At 39.9% G+C, this 17,989-nt stretch carries 13 protein-coding genes and 1 pseudogene; all 14 read left to right on the forward strand.

What is annotated here, in order from left to right:
• Positions 1-121: 121 nt before the first annotated feature.
• The 14 genes and pseudogenes from ACKTT2_RS27510 (at position 122) to ACKTT2_RS27575 (ending at position 17,953) form a co-directional block, all read left to right on the forward strand.
• On the forward strand, positions 122-3,283 hold the full coding sequence (locus tag ACKTT2_RS27510) for a cysteine peptidase family C39 domain-containing protein (protein ID WP_407892585.1): 3,162 nt from the start codon (positions 122-124) through the stop codon (positions 3,281-3,283).
• 1,053 nt (positions 3,284-4,336) lie between these two features.
• Positions 4,337-5,092, forward strand: coding sequence for a hypothetical protein (locus ACKTT2_RS27515; RefSeq protein ID WP_407892587.1), 756 nt, complete (start codon positions 4,337-4,339; stop codon positions 5,090-5,092).
• Between the two features lie 234 nt (positions 5,093-5,326).
• Positions 5,327-5,800 (forward strand): HetP family heterocyst commitment protein, encoded by a 474-nt coding sequence (locus ACKTT2_RS27520; protein WP_407892589.1) that lies wholly within the window; start codon positions 5,327-5,329, stop codon positions 5,798-5,800.
• A gap of 281 nt (positions 5,801-6,081) precedes the next feature.
• Positions 6,082-6,837, forward strand: a complete 756-nt coding sequence (locus tag ACKTT2_RS27525) for a peptidylprolyl isomerase (protein WP_407892591.1) — start codon at positions 6,082-6,084, stop codon at positions 6,835-6,837.
• Positions 6,838-8,175: 1,338 nt separating this feature from the next.
• Positions 8,176-8,331, forward strand: coding sequence for a hypothetical protein (locus tag ACKTT2_RS27530; protein ID WP_407892593.1), 156 nt, complete (start codon positions 8,176-8,178; stop codon positions 8,329-8,331).
• Positions 8,332-8,416: 85 nt separating this feature from the next.
• Complete coding sequence (locus tag ACKTT2_RS27535) at positions 8,417-11,491, forward strand: peptidase domain-containing ABC transporter (protein ID WP_407892595.1); 3,075 nt, start codon at positions 8,417-8,419, stop codon at positions 11,489-11,491.
• Between the two features lie 141 nt (positions 11,492-11,632).
• A complete protein-coding gene (locus tag ACKTT2_RS27540) occupies positions 11,633-13,192 on the forward strand; it encodes a beta-barrel domain-containing protein (protein WP_407892597.1) in 1,560 nt (519 codons plus the stop codon).
• A gap of 111 nt (positions 13,193-13,303) precedes the next feature.
• On the forward strand, positions 13,304-14,086 hold the full coding sequence (locus ACKTT2_RS27545; RefSeq protein ID WP_407892599.1) for a peptidylprolyl isomerase: 783 nt from the start codon (positions 13,304-13,306) through the stop codon (positions 14,084-14,086).
• A 458-nt stretch (positions 14,087-14,544) separates the two neighbouring features.
• A complete protein-coding gene (locus ACKTT2_RS27550) occupies positions 14,545-14,835 on the forward strand; it encodes a hypothetical protein (RefSeq protein ID WP_407892602.1) in 291 nt (96 codons plus the stop codon).
• Between the two features lie 382 nt (positions 14,836-15,217).
• The gene (locus ACKTT2_RS27555) at positions 15,218-15,346 is read left to right on the forward strand and encodes a hypothetical protein (RefSeq protein ID WP_407892604.1); all 129 of its coding nucleotides are present in this window, start codon (positions 15,218-15,220) and stop codon (positions 15,344-15,346) included.
• Between the two features lie 192 nt (positions 15,347-15,538).
• A complete protein-coding gene (locus ACKTT2_RS27560; RefSeq protein ID WP_407892606.1) occupies positions 15,539-16,516 on the forward strand; it encodes an MvdC family ATP-grasp ribosomal peptide maturase in 978 nt (325 codons plus the stop codon).
• Positions 16,517-16,657: 141 nt separating this feature from the next.
• Positions 16,658-16,885: pseudogene (locus ACKTT2_RS27565) on the forward strand (MvdC/MvdD family ATP grasp protein); the annotation flags it as partial.
• 217 nt (positions 16,886-17,102) lie between these two features.
• Positions 17,103-17,465 carry a hypothetical protein gene (locus ACKTT2_RS27570; protein ID WP_407892608.1) on the forward strand — a complete coding sequence of 121 codons (363 nt, stop codon included), beginning with the start codon at positions 17,103-17,105 and terminating at the stop codon, positions 17,463-17,465.
• A gap of 149 nt (positions 17,466-17,614) precedes the next feature.
• On the forward strand, positions 17,615-17,953 hold the full coding sequence (locus ACKTT2_RS27575) for a hypothetical protein (protein ID WP_407892610.1): 339 nt from the start codon (positions 17,615-17,617) through the stop codon (positions 17,951-17,953).
• Positions 17,954-17,989: the final 36 nt, after the last annotated feature.

Genomic DNA, 17,989 nt, shown 5'->3' on the forward strand with positions numbered 1-17,989 from the left:
CGCTTTTCACTTGTCAACCTTTTTTAAGGCAAAATTATTGCATACACGCCAGTAATTTTGCAGATTTGATACAAACCTTAAACAAGGCGAACAAGCTTATCCAGACATCAGAGATAGAACGATGAACTCTTTTTCGTCGTTAAGAGTGCAAAAACTAACCGATACTAGTCAACATTTATTCCTAATGTCAAGTACAGTTATCCTGAACTGTTTGAAACTTATTGCAGGAAACTCAGATCTAGTATCCGATTTTAGTAAAATTTGGGTTGTTCGAGAGTTTCAGCTAGGTGACGATTTAACCATCGGCGAGCCCGATAAAAACTCTGAAGATACAAGTGATTTTCTTTATTTAATTTGTCAAGGTCGAGTGCGTCTGCTTGGGTATGATAATACTCTCAAGCGCTCAGTGTCAACTCAATTACTTCTACCAAAACAAACTTTTGGAGGCGATCGCTTATTCTACACTGAACCTCTTCCTTATAAAGCTACAGCAGCTAGTGCTGGTTATGTAGCTCGAATTAGAGTTTCAGATGTCGTTCCGTGGTTGAAGCAGCTTCTTGATCTGCAAACCAATTTAGATCGCTCTACTCACGAACGTCAAGTATTAATTTTTTTCAAAACTTGTACTGAGTTACGCTCTCAAAAAAGCCACAATCTACAGCAATTGCTGCCTTATTTAGAACAAAAGAAGCTAGATGCTGGTTCTCTTTTAGAGAAGATGACTCCCGGAAGAAATGGGCGCTTTTGGCTTTTCAGTGGAACGATTGAAACGCAGAGTGTAGAAGCCGATCCGCCCGGTGTAGGAGAAAGTTGGGGATATCCCAATACCGAAGCACTCCCTTGGACTGCTGAAACGGATTTATTGCTCTACCACCTTCCCAGAAAATACTGGGAATTGGTTATGGTCGTCGGATTTGATTTAGGTATATGTGAGGAAGAAGACAGGGAGACAAGGGAGATACTTCCTACTCCCCAATATCCAATCTCTAGTCCCCATTACCCCTTATCCCCAGAGGAGACCCCAAGTTCCCCAATCTCTAGTCCCCAATCGCCATTACCCCTTATCCCCAGAGGGGGCCCCGAGTTCCCCATTGCCCCTTATCCCCAGAGGGAACCCCGAGTTCCCCAGTCCCTATGGCATCGTTATCCTTTTATCGAACAACAAAGTTCGTCTGATTGTGGTGCAACCTGTTTGGCTATGATTAGTCGCTATTGGGGCAAACGTTTCCGTCTCAATACGTTACGTAATTTAACTCAAACAGACCGTACAGGAGCATCTTTGGCGGCTTTATCAGATACGGCTCAAAATTTGGGTTATGATGCTGTTCCTGTACGAGCTTCTCTGAGTAAGTTAGAGTTGCATCCGTTGCCTTGGATCGCTCATTGGCAAGGGGGAATTCATTATGTGGTAGTTTGGAAAGTCAAAGGCGATCGCGTCTTGATTGCCGATCCTGCTGTGGGAAAGCAATGGCTCTCGCGTCAAAAGTTTGAGGAAAGCTGGACGGAATATGCTCTCCTTCTATCACCTACAGAACGTCTTAAGGCAGCCCAAGATGAGAACACCTCTTTCAGTGCGATCGAGCTTGCTTTATCACCTCATCGCAAGCTGTTAAAGCAAATTTTCCTGACGGCTATATTGCTTTGTGTTATTGGAGTTTTGACACCAGTTTTCGCCCAAATAGCTTTTGACTACGCGATCCCCGGCAAAAACCTAAAGACAGTGAATACGATTGCCGTTGGTTTATTTGTGTTGGGTATGGGACGAATTGTTCTAAGTACAGTCCGTCAACATCTGCTGGATTATTTTTCCAATCTGATAGAAGGTGCTTTGACTAGTCAGTTTGTCAACCGTACCTTGCAGTTACCATTACAATTTTTTGCATCCCGTCAAGTTGGGGATATCATCTCTGGTGTTCGGGAAAACCAAAATATCCAAGTGTTTCTCACTCGAAAAATCGCGACTACTGCTTCAGACACTTTGATGGCAGTTCTTTGCTTGGGATTGATGGCATATTACAACTGGCAATTGACTCTTGTAGTACTGTGTTCGCTCCTTCCTGTTGCGACGATCGCGTTAGGGGCTAGCCCGTTTCTAAAGACTGTTTCGCGAGAATTCCTTAAGAAGTGGTCTGCACAAAGTTCTCTGTTAGTAGAAACTATAACTGGTGTTGCTAGTGTAAAAACGACAGTATCGGAGCAAAAATTACATTTACAGTGGCAAGAAGGTTTTACAGATGCGTTAAAAGCTCGTTTACGCGGTCAGAAACTGGTTAATGCGTTGCAATTGGCAAATAATGCGATCGCTCTTTTTTGTAACACATATGTATTGTGGTATGGAGCTACTTCGGTTATTGGTGGTTCGATGACTCTCGGTCAATTTGTAGCCTTTAATATGCTCATCAATAATGCTGTCAAGCCAGTGACTGGCATAGCAAAACTGTGGGATGAATTTCAAGAAGTGACTGTTTCCGTTGAGCGTCTTAATGATGTTTTAACAACTGAGCCAGAAGAAAATCCTCAAAAACCTCTACCATTATTGCCTCCCATTCAGGGTGATGTTCATTTTGAGAATGTCACTTTCCGTTTTAATCCCTATGAAGAACGTAACGCCCTACAAAATGTGTCCTTTCAAGTCAAAGCAGGACAGACAGTTGCTATTGTGGGTTGCAGTGGTTCGGGAAAAAGCACTCTAGTTCACCTGCTTGCAAGTTTATACCGTCCTTACACGGGAAGTATTTTGATTGATGGACATGATACTGCTGTTGTTTCTGCACAATCTTTAAGAAGTCAATTAGGGATAGTTTCTCAAGAATGTTTTTTATTTGCAGGGACTATTTTGGAGAATATTACTCTGTACAGTTCGGATTGGACTTTAGACCAAGTTATTGCAGCAGCAAAGATGGCTGAGGCAGACTCTTTTATTCAAACTTTACCGCTTGGGTACAACTCACAAGTCGGAGACGGAGGAATGATGCTTTCTAGCGGACAGCGACAAAAAATAGCTATTGCTAGAGCTTTTTTGAGAAATCCTCGTATTTTAATCTTGGATGAAGCGACTAGTTTCCTCGATGCTGAATCCGAACAGCGATTTTTAGAGAATTTAACTCGGTACAGTTGCGATCGTACTACTTTTATCGTCACTCATCGTCTTTCCACCATTCGACAAGCTGACCGGATTCTTGTCCTAGACCAAGGATTTCTTGTCGAACAAGGCACACATGATGAATTAATGTCAATTTGCGGTGTTTATCACAATCTAGTTCAGCAGCCATTAAATTTGTAACTTTCTATCAGTCATTTGTCATTTGTCATTGGTCATTTGTCATTGGTCACTGGTCACTGGTCACTGGTCACTGGTCACTGGTCACTGGTCATTTGTCACTGGTCACTGGTCACTGGTCAGATGATTACTGGTCACTGTTCACTGATTAAAGCTGATAAATTATACCATAAGATGGTCAGGTTAAAACTTCATATCTTTACTAATACATGAAGTTATTACAAGTATTTTGTTCTAAAGTGCCAATCGTATGTTCTACTACAGATTTTTATTTCAACAAAAAATAAACATAAGAACGGCAGTAGAAGATTTTGCAGAATTGGTAAAAATCGCTATTGCGGTTTGTAGTGGTAAAGATTGTCTAAATGCGACTTGTGCTGTTATATTCTTATAATGTTAGGAACCATAGTAATGGTAAAACAAGATATTCAACTAAAGCTCTAAAGCAAGGTTGAATGAGGGGTCTCACCCCCCAATAACTAACAAATAAGAAACAAAAATTGAGTAGAAGTCTAGAAAATCAAGAGAAAAATGGAAAGAGTAAAAATTATTGATAAAATGCCATAAGAAGAGATGACATTTGTGCAAAAAAATAGTATAAATACAAATGTTACTCTTAAAGCTTAGGGATGAATATTTTTTCTCTACACCCCTAAACAGTATGCGATTTTACTTATCTCCTAATTCTTTGGTATAAAATAAGTGCATAGACTTATCAGGGAAAGAAATAGAATTAGGAGTAAGCTAAATTTGAAGAGGGCAAAAATGCGTCTACTACAGTTAAATAGGAACTTTTCATGGCATTTATATGACATGAGAAAAAGGAAAGAATTGCCTGTGGCACTGCTAAGCCAAAAACATCGTCAAAATCCATATCAGTGTATGGGTATTCAAAGAAAAGTTGCAGGAGCTACTACCTTTTTACATAGTATCTTTTGTGTAGATGCTACTTCTTTACACACTGATAACTAAAATCTCAGGGGTAACTAACAAATTCCGGCTTAGCAGTAAAAAGACTTGAAGAAAAAGTCAGATTTCCGATCGTCAGGACAGAGCATGAACAAAATCATCAGGTTAAATGCACCTCATATTTCAAGCCAATCAGATGTCTCAAAGGGTTATTGCGATCGCTCTTCTATCAAGACAGATTTAGTATCTGAAATGGCACTCATCCACAAAAAAAATGTAGCTTGTGTAGAAATAGGTGTTACACTAAAAGCACCTATAAAGGCTCATACAAATACGGTAAAAAACTCTGAAACCGCAGTTGAGAATACAGAAAATAAAACACCATTATTCTTTTCTCTTCTAGTAACAGTTAGGAGTATAGCTTTTTTTACAACAGTTGTTGTTTGGTCGTGGGCGGGAAGGATTGAACAAGTCAGTCAAGTTCGAGGTAAAGTTGTAGCATTAGGAGAGCAATCTCAAATTCTGCCGAACCATTTGCATTCACTCGACAATACTGTTGTGACTTCAGCCAGAGAGTGGAAACCAGTCGAAGTGGTTACGGAATTAAACGGAGAATTTTCGCCGGCTGAAGTTGAAGATCGACGGCAACAGTTAGTCAATAACCAAATGCAATCGAGTCAAGTACGTAATATGATACATAGTTCTCGTTTGCTAGCTCGCACTCGTACAGCAATTAAAGCACTAAAGATGGCAAATCGGGCTTCTCAAACAAGTGCTGTGAATAACAAGCCAACAGATATTATCGATTTACGGCGGAATACTCAAAGCTTTTCCAAAAAAGTTGTATCTACTGCTTCGAGTGCAAAATCTACTAAGAAATCAAGCCAGGTCTATCGAAGTTAGAGTTGCATTCTTCTGTTGCCTCGATTACAGATAGCAATCGAAGTATCAAATGAAAAGTCGATTCAAAAGCTAGCACAAAGCTCCTTGACATTTGTTGCTGATTACTGAACTGATATGTTGCTCTATCAAATCTTACATATGCTTTAAAAGCAAGAGCAATTATATAGACACTCATTGAACTACAAACGACCAAAGACGACAGACTCGTTTATATCTATCAAAACAACAAAAACTATGAACCACAGTATTTCTGGCAGTAACAATTTAAATAAGACTATCAACCCCGAACAATTCGACCAAGTTGTAGAAGCTATTCTTGCAGGTAAGTATTCTTGGGCTTGTGTTCTGATGTTACGTTTCGCTGGCTACAATCCTCTACATTACATTCCCTATCGTACCTATAATCGTTTGCTTAAAGAGAACTCTCACGTTTCGAGATCTAATACTAATACACAATCTAACGAAAGTCTGAAAATTGCTAAGCTTCCTTCGGAGAAAAGAGCCACCGATCGTGTGACGCCCACAAGCTGCTTGAGTAAAATTAAAGACTTAGCTTATCTTGAAGTTGTTGGTAAGCGCCAAACTGAAGTCCGTGGAGGAAGCCAGCAATGGTTGAAAACACAAGTTGAAAAATATCAATCTATGAAGTCCGAACCTGAAGTAGAAAGCACTCAAGATTTGTCCTTCAAAATATGCGGGTTTCAGTAAAGAAGGGTTAGTAGGGGCGCAATGCCTTGCGCCCGTACAATAGACAATGCCTTGCGCCCGTACAGTCGTTCTACCACTACTAACCATCAACAATTTTAAGCAAAGTTGAGATTGTAGTATACCAAAATTTTCAAGAAAGGTTCCGTGTTCTCAACAATTTATATTTTTATTATTTTACGATAAAAATATATAGAGTAATTACAGAACAAGTCATTAAAATAAACAGCTAATTGCTACATTTATGCTGAGAGTAGTATTTGAGACTGTTATACTAATTATCCATGAATGATGTCTTAAAAATTGCGATCGTACCTGAAGAGATTGTTAGCTTTCTAAAAAGTGAAACAAATTATAAGGAAGTCTGCCAAAATATTTTATTTCAGAGGGTCATAAATCGTGCAGTTCGAGAGAGAGGGCTCGCTGTTACAACAGAAGAAATTGAAGCTGAAGCTGAGCGTCAACGTCGCGAGAAGCGTTTGGAAAAAGCCTCCGACACGCTAGCATGGTTAGCTGACGAACTTATAAGCTTTGATGATTGGGAAATCGGAATCCGGAACCGATTGTTAGCACAAAAGTTAGCTGTTGCTTTATTTTCTAAGGAGGTCGAGACATTTTTCTGGCAAAATAGTTTGGGATTTGAGCAAATTATTCTCTACCAATTAATAGTGAGCGATGAAAAACTTGCTCAAGAACTTTACTATCAAATTGAAGAGGGTGAAATTAGTTTTTATGACGCTGCTCACCTCTACGATATCGATGATAATCGCCGGCGAAGATGTGGCTACGAAGGAAAAATCGAGCGTGGGGTAATTCCTACTAACATAGCTGCTATTGTCTTCAGTAAACCAGCAAAAGAGTTAATCGGCCCTCTGAAGACCGAACAAGGGTACCATCTATTCATGGTAGAGGGCTTGCTCCCTGCAGAACTTACAACCCAGAGATATAAAGAAATTCTGAACAATATGTTTCAGCAATGGCTCTTAGCTGAAGCAAAAAGTCTGGTTCGTTCTTCTCAAATATCATCAGCGAGGGATTGACAAAGTCAGTAAAGAAACTTAATATTTTTTTTACCAATAGATATTTCTGTTGCCTCATTCGCTGTTTTACATCAGTTACAGAGTGTATAAACCTTTCATGTACGAGGATAATTTTTTTAACCAGTCGAAAAGCTTATGGTTTCTATCTGGCTCTTTATAGTTGGCTCTGGTGGTTTCGGGCTAGAGGGCAATTACCTCAGTAAATACACCATACCTCTTTTGAGGGCGGTGCGTGTTGTAAATAGTGTAAATTATTACTATCTAATATAGTCGGCGAGGCAATTATAAGTATTACTTATAATAGGGGGGAAATATTTAGCAAATTTGACGCTCGAAATCAAAAAATCATCTAACTTGTTAATAACTCTATAAAAATTCAAATATAAGTTTATTATTTTAAAAGCTTTTTAAATAAGTAAAACTTATAAATATGATAAGAATAAGCACAAAAGAGCAAGGCGAATTTTAAATTTTTTAAGAACCTTAAATGGGTTTTTTGAAAAATAAGAGATTTTTTATGTGAACCTCTTGACAAGATATCAGTAAATTTACTAATAAAGTCTTGTACACCTAAGCAAAGGAGTGCTTAACTTTGTTTTCAAGATTGCTTCTGAGGTAGGAGTTGGTTTATAGTGATATCGTAACGAAAGAAGGATGTTAGTAAGGTGACGAGGGAGAGGATAGCAACTACACCCGTGTTTTATTACTTTGAATTATTGAGCTATAGAGCAGCAAACTATTTTTAAGTGAATTGACCAAGATTTAATTAATTTGAGCTTAATGATTTCTCAGGTGAGTTCGTCTTGCTCCTACAAACTGGTAAAGCGAATTGTTGGTTACCAGGCGGTGTGTAGTTTCGATCTTGGTCAGTTTCAAGATAAAGCAACTGTAAGCCAACGCTCAAAACCCGCATCCTTGAAATTACTAGGAGCATTTGCTCGAGCAGCACCAAAACATAAAAAACACTATCTAAACTATGGACACAGGAGCCATACTTTTTAAAAAGGATGCTTTCTACTTACTTAATGCAAACAAATCTTTACAAACTTTCAATAACTGCTCTATACGGACGATTTTTCAACGGCTACAATCTTCTGAGTTAAGTCCCAGTAACTACGGAGATGAGTTAAAGAGAATCGAACGACCAAGGAGTATCTCCCCAGATTCCCAGGTACTGGAGAGATTGCTTCCAAGGTCATGCTCATCATATACCCCAATTAATTAGCTTCCCAGGGCTAACTAATTATGCAGCTGTTAATCCACTACATCCGGACGATATCAGCTGCAACAGACTCGCTTTGTCCACCTTATCGTACATGACGGCAACTGGCTATAATTATGTCACACCATTCCAGTCAACAACAAGGTTTTAGTCACAATAAGTTCGTTAGAAGCAAAACTACAACAAATCAGAGCAAGTTTTTGATAAAAGCTGCTGGCAACCAGCTTTTTGCTAGCGATACGAGTATTACTATCGACAAGTTTCCGATTTAAAGTCTAGTTTCTGTTGGACTTTTGATTCTTGCGTTCATTTCCAGTCCAGACCAAAAACTAAGTACTTTTACGCGGAGGCGAGGTAATGCTATCAGTTTTTTCCGAACACCTGTTAGGTGAACGTATCACTTATGCTTTGGGTGAAGCACTTTCAGAGCAGGAAATGGCGAGATGCTTAGCATTGGTAGAAATCGTGGAACCACCAGTAGCTAGGCAGTTCTGGCAAACAGTATCGGCTAACCCAGGAATATATATTGTTCTTGTAGGGAAAGTCAGATTGTTAGATAGTGATGAAAATTTAATCGCAACTCTAAGTTCGGGAGCTTGCTTTGGAGAAACAACGCTGTTTTCGGACGACTTTCAGCCATACGCTGCTAGAGCTTCAACCGATCTTAAGCTTTGTTATCTCAAACAAGAAATATTGCAAGCTTTAATAGAGCGCCACCCAAGTATTCGCGATCGCTTCTTGAAACGGGCTCAACTGTGGGATTTGGTCATGTTATGTCACCAAAACTGGCAAGAGATGGGCAATATATCAGATGTGCCAGGAATGCTCAAAGCTTTATCGTTGTTTGAGCGGCACGATCTAGGTGACCATCAACAAGCTACTCTACCAAAAGATTGTAAGTGTTTGGTGTTGCTTAAAGGAGAACTGCGGCATTCTGAGGGACAGCTTCTAACTCCGGGCAAAATCTATCCAGCTTCACAACAAGACAGTTGGCAGATTTTGCAACCAACAATTGCTTATATTATGAGGGATGCAAATTGGTTGCCTGCACTAGAACATTGGCAGCAATTAGCAGAGTTTGTCGCTCCTCAAGAACGACTAGTCAGTGCAAGCGATCGCAAACAACGTCCTGTAAAGTCCAGATCGGAACGCTCAGCTTCTGTCGGAAACATTATTCCCTTTCCGCAAAGAAGTTCAGAGCCACAACCAAAGCAAAAAAGGCTCAAGCCTTACTTTCCCACCCCTAAAGTAAAAGCAGAGCATTGGTGGGGACGCGTTACCAAGCAATACCCGTTCTTTGAACAACATAGCGCCTCTGATTGTGGTGCAGCTTGCCTTGTCATGATTAGTCGCTATTGGGGTAAGCGATTTAGTCTTAATCGACTGCGGGATTTGGCTGACACAAGCCGAGATGGGGTATCACTAAAGAACTTAGCAGCAGCAGCAGAAAGTGTTGGTTTTACAACTCGTCCGGTAAAAGCCAGTTTTGATAAGTTAGCACAGCAACCCCTACCGGCGATCGCTCACTGGGAAGGCAAGCACTTTGTTGTCATTTATGAAATCACGCCCAAGCGTGTTATCATGGCCGATCCAGCTATTGGGATACGCACTCTAACTGCTGCTGAATTTAAGAAAGATTGGAGTGGTTATGCTTTGTTACTACAACCAACAGCCCTGCTAAAAGACTCCAAGGAAGAAATTAAGGGCTTTTGGAAGTTTTATGAGCTACTGAAACCCCACTTCTGGGTACTGGCAGAAATATTTGTTGCCTCAGTGCTGATTCAGCTGTCTGGACTGGTTTCACCAATATTCACCCAGATGTTACTTGACCGAGTTATTGTTCAAGGAAGCATCGCGACTTTAAATGCTGTCGCTTTCGGGATGTTAGTTTTTGGGTTTTTCAACATCTTTGTGAATGCGGTGCGCCAGTATCTCATGGATCACACTGCTACCCGAATCAGTGTATCCATGCTAGTTGGTTTTATGAAGCACACATTGCACTTGCCTTTATCATTTTTTGAGTCGCGTTGTGTGGGCGACATTACTTCTCGTATTCAAGAGAATCACAAAATTCAGAGCTTTCTTACCGGAGAGACACTGTCAGTTCTTCTCGATTTGCTGACACTATCCATCTATCTAGTCATCATGTTCCTGTACAACTGGCAGATGGCATTAGTAGCACTGTTAACTGTACCACCATTTTTTATCTTAGTCTTCTCTAGTACAGGTATCCTCCGCCGTATTTCTAACGAGATATTTTATGCAGGAGCTGAAGAAAGCGGTTATTTAATTCAAAGCCTGACAGGAATTCGCTCTATTCGGTCGATGGGGGTAGAGCAGACAGTGCGTTGGAAATGGGAAGAATTGTTAAATAATGTTGTTAAAAAGGGCTTTTTTGCACAGATTATTAGTAACCGCTTACAGATTATCAGTTCCTCAATTAATCTTCTATCCAGTACAGTGTTGATGTGGTACGGTGCATCGTTAGTGATTCACCAACAACTGACCATCGGACAACTTGTTGCTTTCAATATGTTGTTGGGTAATGTGCTCGGTCCGTTCCAGCGTTTGGCATTGCTATGGAATGGATTGCAAGAAATTATGATTTCTACCGAACGCCTCAATGATGTCTTGGAAGCTAAACTAGAAGAAGACTTAGAAAATCATCCCCGTCAGTCTCTAGGACAATTTCGCGGTCACATTCGCTTTGAAAACGTGACTTTCCGCTATAACTCACAAAGTGACACTAACGTCCTACAAAATTTAAGCTTTGAAATCAAGCCCGAGCAAACGGTAGCGGTTGTGGGGCGCAGTGGTTCGGGGAAAACAACTCTCTCTAAATTAATTTTGGGATTGTATTCTCCCACAGAAGGAAAGATATTAATTGATGGTCAAGATTTAAATTATATCTACTTGCGCTCTTTTCGCTCTCAAGTTGGTGTTGTTGACCAAGATACATTTCTCTTTGGTGGTACGATTCGGGAAAACATTAGCATTGCTCATCCAGAAGCGACTCTTGAAGAAATTATGGAAGCAGCGCGATTAGCTGGAGCCGATGAATTTATTCGACAATTACCAATGGGTTATGAAAGCCAAATTGGTGAAGGTGGTGGATTGCTTTCTGGTGGACAACGTCAACGGGTTGCGATCGCTCGTGCTTTACTTGGTAACCCTCGCTTGTTAATTTTTGATGAAGCCACCAGTCATCTTGATACTGAATCGGAGCGTATCATTCAAAATAATTTAAAAACCATTCTTAAAGGGCGTTCTAGTTTCATCATTGCTCACCGTTTGTCCACCATACGCAATGCAGACCTAATTCTGGTTTTAGATCGTGGTGTGTTGGTAGAAAGCGGGACGCATGAGGAATTAATAGCTAAGAAGGGTCATTATTATTACCTCAACCAACAACAGCTTGCTCAAGCGGGTTGAGTTAGTAGGGGCGCAATGCCTTGCGCCCGTACAGTGGTTAGTGGTAATTACTTCCCCTACTCCCCCTCCCTCTCTCACTCCCTCACTCCCTACTCTCTACCTTTTCTCCATATCCTTACATCTCAGTAGAGATGCAAAAATATGCCACAGCTATTTTCTAATTCATCATCTGCACTCTCTCAGACAGAGCAAGATGAGTATTTGAATCGTATCCCGCCGGTGGATAGCAAAAAACCTCAAGAACTTCAGCATGAAAGTACAGCTGATAAGGAGCAAGAGTTCCATTACGGTACGCAAGAACTTCTTGATGCCTTACCTAGAGTTTGGACGCGTTCTTTATTGTACGTTGCAGTAGGCTTTGCAGCTATTGTTTTACCTTGGTCAACTCTGTCGAAGATTGATGAAACAGGTAGTGCTAGAGGGCGTATAGAACCTAAGGGAGCAACGCAAAAATTAGATAGTCCAGCTCTCGGTACTGTCATTGCTGTCAATGTCAAAGAAGGAGAAATTGTAAAAGCAGGGCAAACTTTATTGGAAATTGAGTCAGATGTTCTCAAAACAGAACTACAACAAGCACAGTTAAAGCTAGAAGGCTTGCAAAATCGTTATGCAAACTTAGAGACTCTTAAAAATCAACTAGTACTCTCTCTTAATACGCAGCAACAACAAAATAAGGCTCAAGAATTGGCGAAACTTTCTGAAGTAGAGCAAGAGCGACAAAATTTCGATGCTCTTAAAACTGCCTATAACCTCCAAAAAGAGGAAAAATTGGCTAAAGTCAACCAGATAAAACAAGCACTGGAGTCAAGTAAAGCAGCCTATAAGGTAGCGGAAGTACGTTTTCAAGCTTCTCAAGAAAAAGTTCCGCGCTATAAAAAAGCTTATGAAGATGGTGCTATTTCACAAGATCGGTTTAAAGAGGTAGAACAATCTAAAAAAGAAGACTATGAACGCCTTGTACAAGCTCGAACTGAGATTTCTCAAGCTCAGTCTAGCCTTCAAGAGCAACAAAGTAGTTATGAAAGAACACTTCTCCAAGCTAAATCTGATATTCAACAAGCCCAACTTCGCGTGCAGGAAGAACAAGGCAGTTATCAAAGCCTGATTCATACAGGTAGATTAGCAAAGCTAAAAACTGAGGAACAACTGAAAGAACAGCAATCACAAATCAACGCCATACAATCAGAAATTGCTCAGACAAAGAGCCAGATAACGTCTTTGAAGATTCAGTTGCAGCAAAGAAGAGTCCGAGCGCCCATCGATGGTGTGATTTTTGAGCTACCAGTTACTAAACCAGGAGCCGTACTACAGCCCGGTCAAAGAGTGGCTCAAATAGCACCTAAAAATTCGAGCGTTGTACTTAAAGCTCAGATGCCAATGGAGCATACTGGCTTTTTAAAGATGGGGATGCCTGTTAAAATCAAGCTAGATGCTTATCCTTTTCAAGACTATGGAGTTGTACAAGGGCGAGTCAATTGGATTTCGCCAGATTCAAGAGTTCAACAAACAAGTCTTGGTGATGTAAATACCTTTGAGTTGGAAATTACTATACCCCAGCCCTATATCCAATCTGGTCGCAAGCGTATTCCCCTAACAGCAGGTCAGACAGCGACTGCAGAGGTCATTATTCGTCAACGACGAGTCATTGACTATGTGTTAGACCCATTCAAGAAATTGCAAAAAGACGGTGCAGCTTTTTAGTCAAAGTTTTAATGAACCAAAATGCTAACACTTGAGATATTCTCTAAAACCCAGAATCCCCGAATCCAAAATCCAAAATCCAAAATCCAAAATCGTTTGAGGAGGTGCGTCGTGTTAGAAAGCCTGATTGTTTCCCCCGAAGACATAATTCACAATATTAAGCTCGGTTTTCAAGTTCCGAAAGTGGTAGAAGCGATCGCAACACGGAAAATTGTTGCTGAAACTGCCTCTGAGCTTGGCATTACTGTGAACGAAGCAGAAATACAACAGGAGGGAGACAAGCTCCGACTGGAGAAAAAACTTGTAACAGCTAAAGACACCTGGACGTGGTTGAAGACGCATCATTTGACTCTGAAGGAATTTGAAGAATTAGTCTATGCCACAATTCTGGAAAAAAAATTAGCAAACCACTTATTTGCGGATCGTGTTGAACAGTTTTTTTATGAGAACAAACTTGATTATGTTGAAGTAGCTACTTATGAAGTAGTTTTAGATGATAGGGACTTGGCTTTAGAGTTATTTTACGCTCTTCAAGAAGGCGAAATTAGTTTCCAAGAAATAGCCCGCCAGTACATTCAAGAACCACTACTTCGCTGTGCAGGCGGGTATCAAGGTATTCGCTCGCGCCGCGATTTTCGCCCTGAGATTGCTGCCGCTGTGTTTAATGCCAATCCACCAGAAATTCTGAAACCGATGACAACTTCAAAAGGAGTACATTTAATTTGGGTAGAGGATATAATTCAACCCCAATTGGATGAGGAGTTACGTCAAAAAATTACTAAAGAATTGTTTTCTGATTGGTTAAAGCAACAAATAACAAGCATGGAAATTGTAACTCAGTTGGACGTACATAACAACTTACCAACACAGGAAGACTTGCTGAAACAGGCTTAAGGAGTTTGTTATCAAGCAGATTCAAACAGCTAACAAATTGAAATTTATTTGTTATTGACGCTCAACCCAACTTTATATGGATAGAGTATGTTTTTTGTAAATTTTATTTGCTGGCAATCGGATTGTAAGTATACACTTTTATAGTGTATTAAGGCTTTTTGCTTATTTTCTTTTTAAGATACTGTAAACTGTTTAATTTTTAGAAAAATCAATAGCTATAAGTTTTATTTAGGTAATAAAAATATTGGTATTACCTAATTTTGTTGTTTTTATTTTTATAACTTTAATGAATAGATTGTCTTCTAATTTTTTGATAAAAATGATTGATGAAAATAATGGATAATTCCGAAAACAGATGTTGACTTTTAAAATAGATAAGCTATAGTAAAAGTGTGAGAGACAAAAACAAGTCGCTCACAAACAAATTCCCAAAAAAATTAATTCCCAGGAGAAAACCAATGATTATTTCCGATTTAAATACCTTAGAAGTTGTTGTTGGAAACGGTGTTGTAGGTGGAGCAAAAATCTACGCTGATGTCAAGAAAAATGAAAAGATTAACGTTAAGAAGTACGTTGACATCAAGAAGAGCTTCAAGTCTGACGTAGATGTCAAAGGTAATGCAGCTGATGCTGAAGCTGTAGCTGATGCATACGGTAAGGACACACTTGCTGAAACCTTTACTGGTACTAAGACCGACAGTAAATACTCTGGTGCTTACTCCTCATCCGTATCCGCAACTAACGGTTAATAAGTTGTGGTAAGATACTCTTGCTCATCTAGGCTTCATTCCTGTGAGTAAAAGTTTCTAGCTACTAATTAATATAGTAACCTCTGTTGAAGAGGTTACTCGTAAAGTTTTTCATCTTATATAGAGAAAACCTTTACTTGTTACATTTCTTTCAAGCTTGAATTGAAACGCTGGAAGCTCTAAAGCGCTTTCAGCGTTTTACCAGTTACAAAAAGCTGGGTGAAAATTTGGAAACCTAGTTGTATAAAGGCATTAGTTCTGATACTTTTGAAAGCGAAAATTATGACAGAACATCAAGTTATTATCAAAAAAGTAGTCTCAAATGATGGCGAAAATGTTGTAAAGGCAACTAGCGTAGTGACAACATCTGAGGACAAAGAAAGTGAGACTAGCCAAACTGTATTTATCAGTACTTCTTCTCATGGTAGTTATAGTACCAGCCGCTCAAGTTCTAGCTCAAGTTCTAGCTCAAGTTCTAGCTCAAGTTCTAGTACCAAATGAATGGGTGTAAATCGCAAGTGATAACTTAAGTCAAATTCACTTGTCCAAGGAGCGATATACATGAGGCAGTTACGCTAAAGTATCCATCAGACAGCGATGACTATGGTTATCTTGTAAAATAAACGAGTCAAATAAATATAGAAATGACTTTAGCTCGCAGCTAAATGCAAAGATAACAACTTAGGGATACCAACGATGTCTTATGCACCTATCACGTGATGTTGTTTTATTAGTTACTTATAGTGGTGATTTCTTCACAGTAGATAGAGTGGCAGAAGCCTTATCAAAAAAGGGTGTACAACCATTTCGCCTAGACACAGATAAATTTCCTCTAGCTGTGCAACTCAAAGCCAAGCTGAATAACTTTGGAAATCATCATCGGTTGGAATATGGTAACTGCTCCACTAGCACCAAGTATGTACGCTCTGTCTGGATGCGGCGTATTTGGTTACCACAAGTGAGTGAAGAAATGGCACCTCATTTTCAAGCAGCATGCGCTAGAGAGTCACTTGCTGCCTTGGAAGGCTTTTGGGACAGTCTCAGAGAGGCTCGTTGGATTGATAACTTGCAGCGAGTAAACTTTGCAAAAAACAAATTACGACAATTGAGAGTTGCGAGTGAAGTCGGTCTAACTATACCTCAGACTCTTGTCACTAATGACGCTGAGGAAGCACGAGAGTTTTTCTATAAGGTGCAAGGAAAAATAGTAACCAAGTTGTTAACTCCTCTTTCCAAGAGTATGAAAGGCTCTTCTTTCTTCATGTACACTAGTGCTGTGAAAGAAAAAGACTTGTTCGATGCCGCAACACTACGCTCTTGTCCCATGGTTTTTCAAGAGCAAATTCCAAAGCAACGGGAACTGCGGGTGGTGTTTGTAGATGGTAATGTATTTGTAGGGGCGCTAGATGCTTCTAAGTATGCAGCATCCACTCTTGATTGGCGACTAGCAAGTGATGAGGCTTGTACGTGGTTATTTCATGAACTTCCCAATCAACTCATCCAAAATATCAAGACTTTCATGGCTCGCTTTGGGCTAGTCTTTGGAGCATTTGACTTCATCCAAACACCATCTGGGGAGTACATCTTTTTAGAAGTGAATCCTACAGGAGAGTGGGGGATGCTAGAACGGGACTTGGGTTATCCTATTTCAAATACTATTGCAGACACCCTAGTTGCTTAATTTTAGATTCTAAATTTTGGATTTTAGATTGGAGATTGTGGACTAATGATTAAATCGAGAGTCCAAGACAATGCAATTTATAGTTGTTACTCAATTTTTCATCTGCAATCTAAAATCGTCAATCCAAAATCTACTCATTGTATGACCGTTTTAATAATTACTTATAGCCAAGACAACGAAAGTATACCTTTAGTCATGAATGCTATTGAAGCAAAAGGCGGAAGGGCTTTTCGCTTTGATACAGACCGTTTTCCTACAAAGGTTCAACTAGATATTTATTACAGCAATAAGGATGAGCAGGTCATCTTAACTGATAATGAAAAGAAGCTAGATTTAAATGAAGTTTCATCAGTATGGTATCGACGGATTGCGATCGCATTTACCAACTGAAGACAGGATACCAAACTTTAATAACTATCTTTCTCGCCAACGAGTAAGTTAAAGTTTTTCTTTACTCCTAGCTGCTGATACTAACCCAAACATAGCGCTAGGAGAAAGTAAAAGCAAAGAGACTCAAGAGTTCAGGCACTACTTGAACTTTAGAGCACATTTCAATTCAATGATGTTTCACACTTTCATTTCCGCTATGATTATTTCCGATTTAAGTCATCTGGAAACCATTTTTGAAGACACTGCCATTATAGGTGGTACCGGAGTCATAGTCACTGTTGAGGGAACGGCTTATGGCGACTCAAGTGACGTTAGCGAGCTCGTTACAACCTCTATTAAAAATTTACCTCACAATGGTTTTATCGCTAGAGGTAAAGGTTTTGTTGTGGCAGTAGCCTCTGACGCAGATGATCCTACAGCTGAGGTTAGTGTTTTCGGTGATGCTGAAGGTAAAAAAACTTTCGTCAAGAGTAAGGTTCGTTCTATTGACGGAAGTTCCAGTGCTATAGCTATTGGTCGTATTAAGGTTAAAGCCATCACGCCCCCTTCACCACAGTAACAACTCAATTCCACTGTTATCCAGCCCGTAGATTCTTCTGACTGGGTGCAACCCACTTCATTAAGACTCGACGACACTGGATAACTTTATTATCGATTTCTCAAGCACAATAAATTCTTTTCAAGAATTAGAACATCCAGGAAAAGTATATGAACCATCCTTTTGCTTTAGATATTTCTGACTTAGAAGCGCTAGAACTAAATTTTGAAGAAAACCTCAGCGATGAAGAAGCCAACCAAGTCACGGGTGGACTCAAAATTGCTACTACTAAAGCTTTCGGCGAAGAAGGCGGCGGTGAAATAGTGTGTATTTCTGCTCCATGTCCCGGAAGTGAAGGAGGAGACGATCCTCGGCCCAAACCACGCCCCACTAAGCCTCAACATCCTACTAAGCCTCCTGAGGTTACCACTTTAGCTCTAGGTGAAGAGGGTGGACATCCTGTTACTAAAACTCGGTTAGAAGCTGGTGGAAGTTCAATCGATTGGTAATTTCGTTGTAGTTAGTAGTTAGTAGTTAGTGGTTAG

The organism is Scytonema hankhaensis NUACC26 (genome assembly GCF_045865695.1).
Classification (GTDB): domain Bacteria; phylum Cyanobacteriota; class Cyanobacteriia; order Cyanobacteriales; family Nostocaceae; genus Scytonema.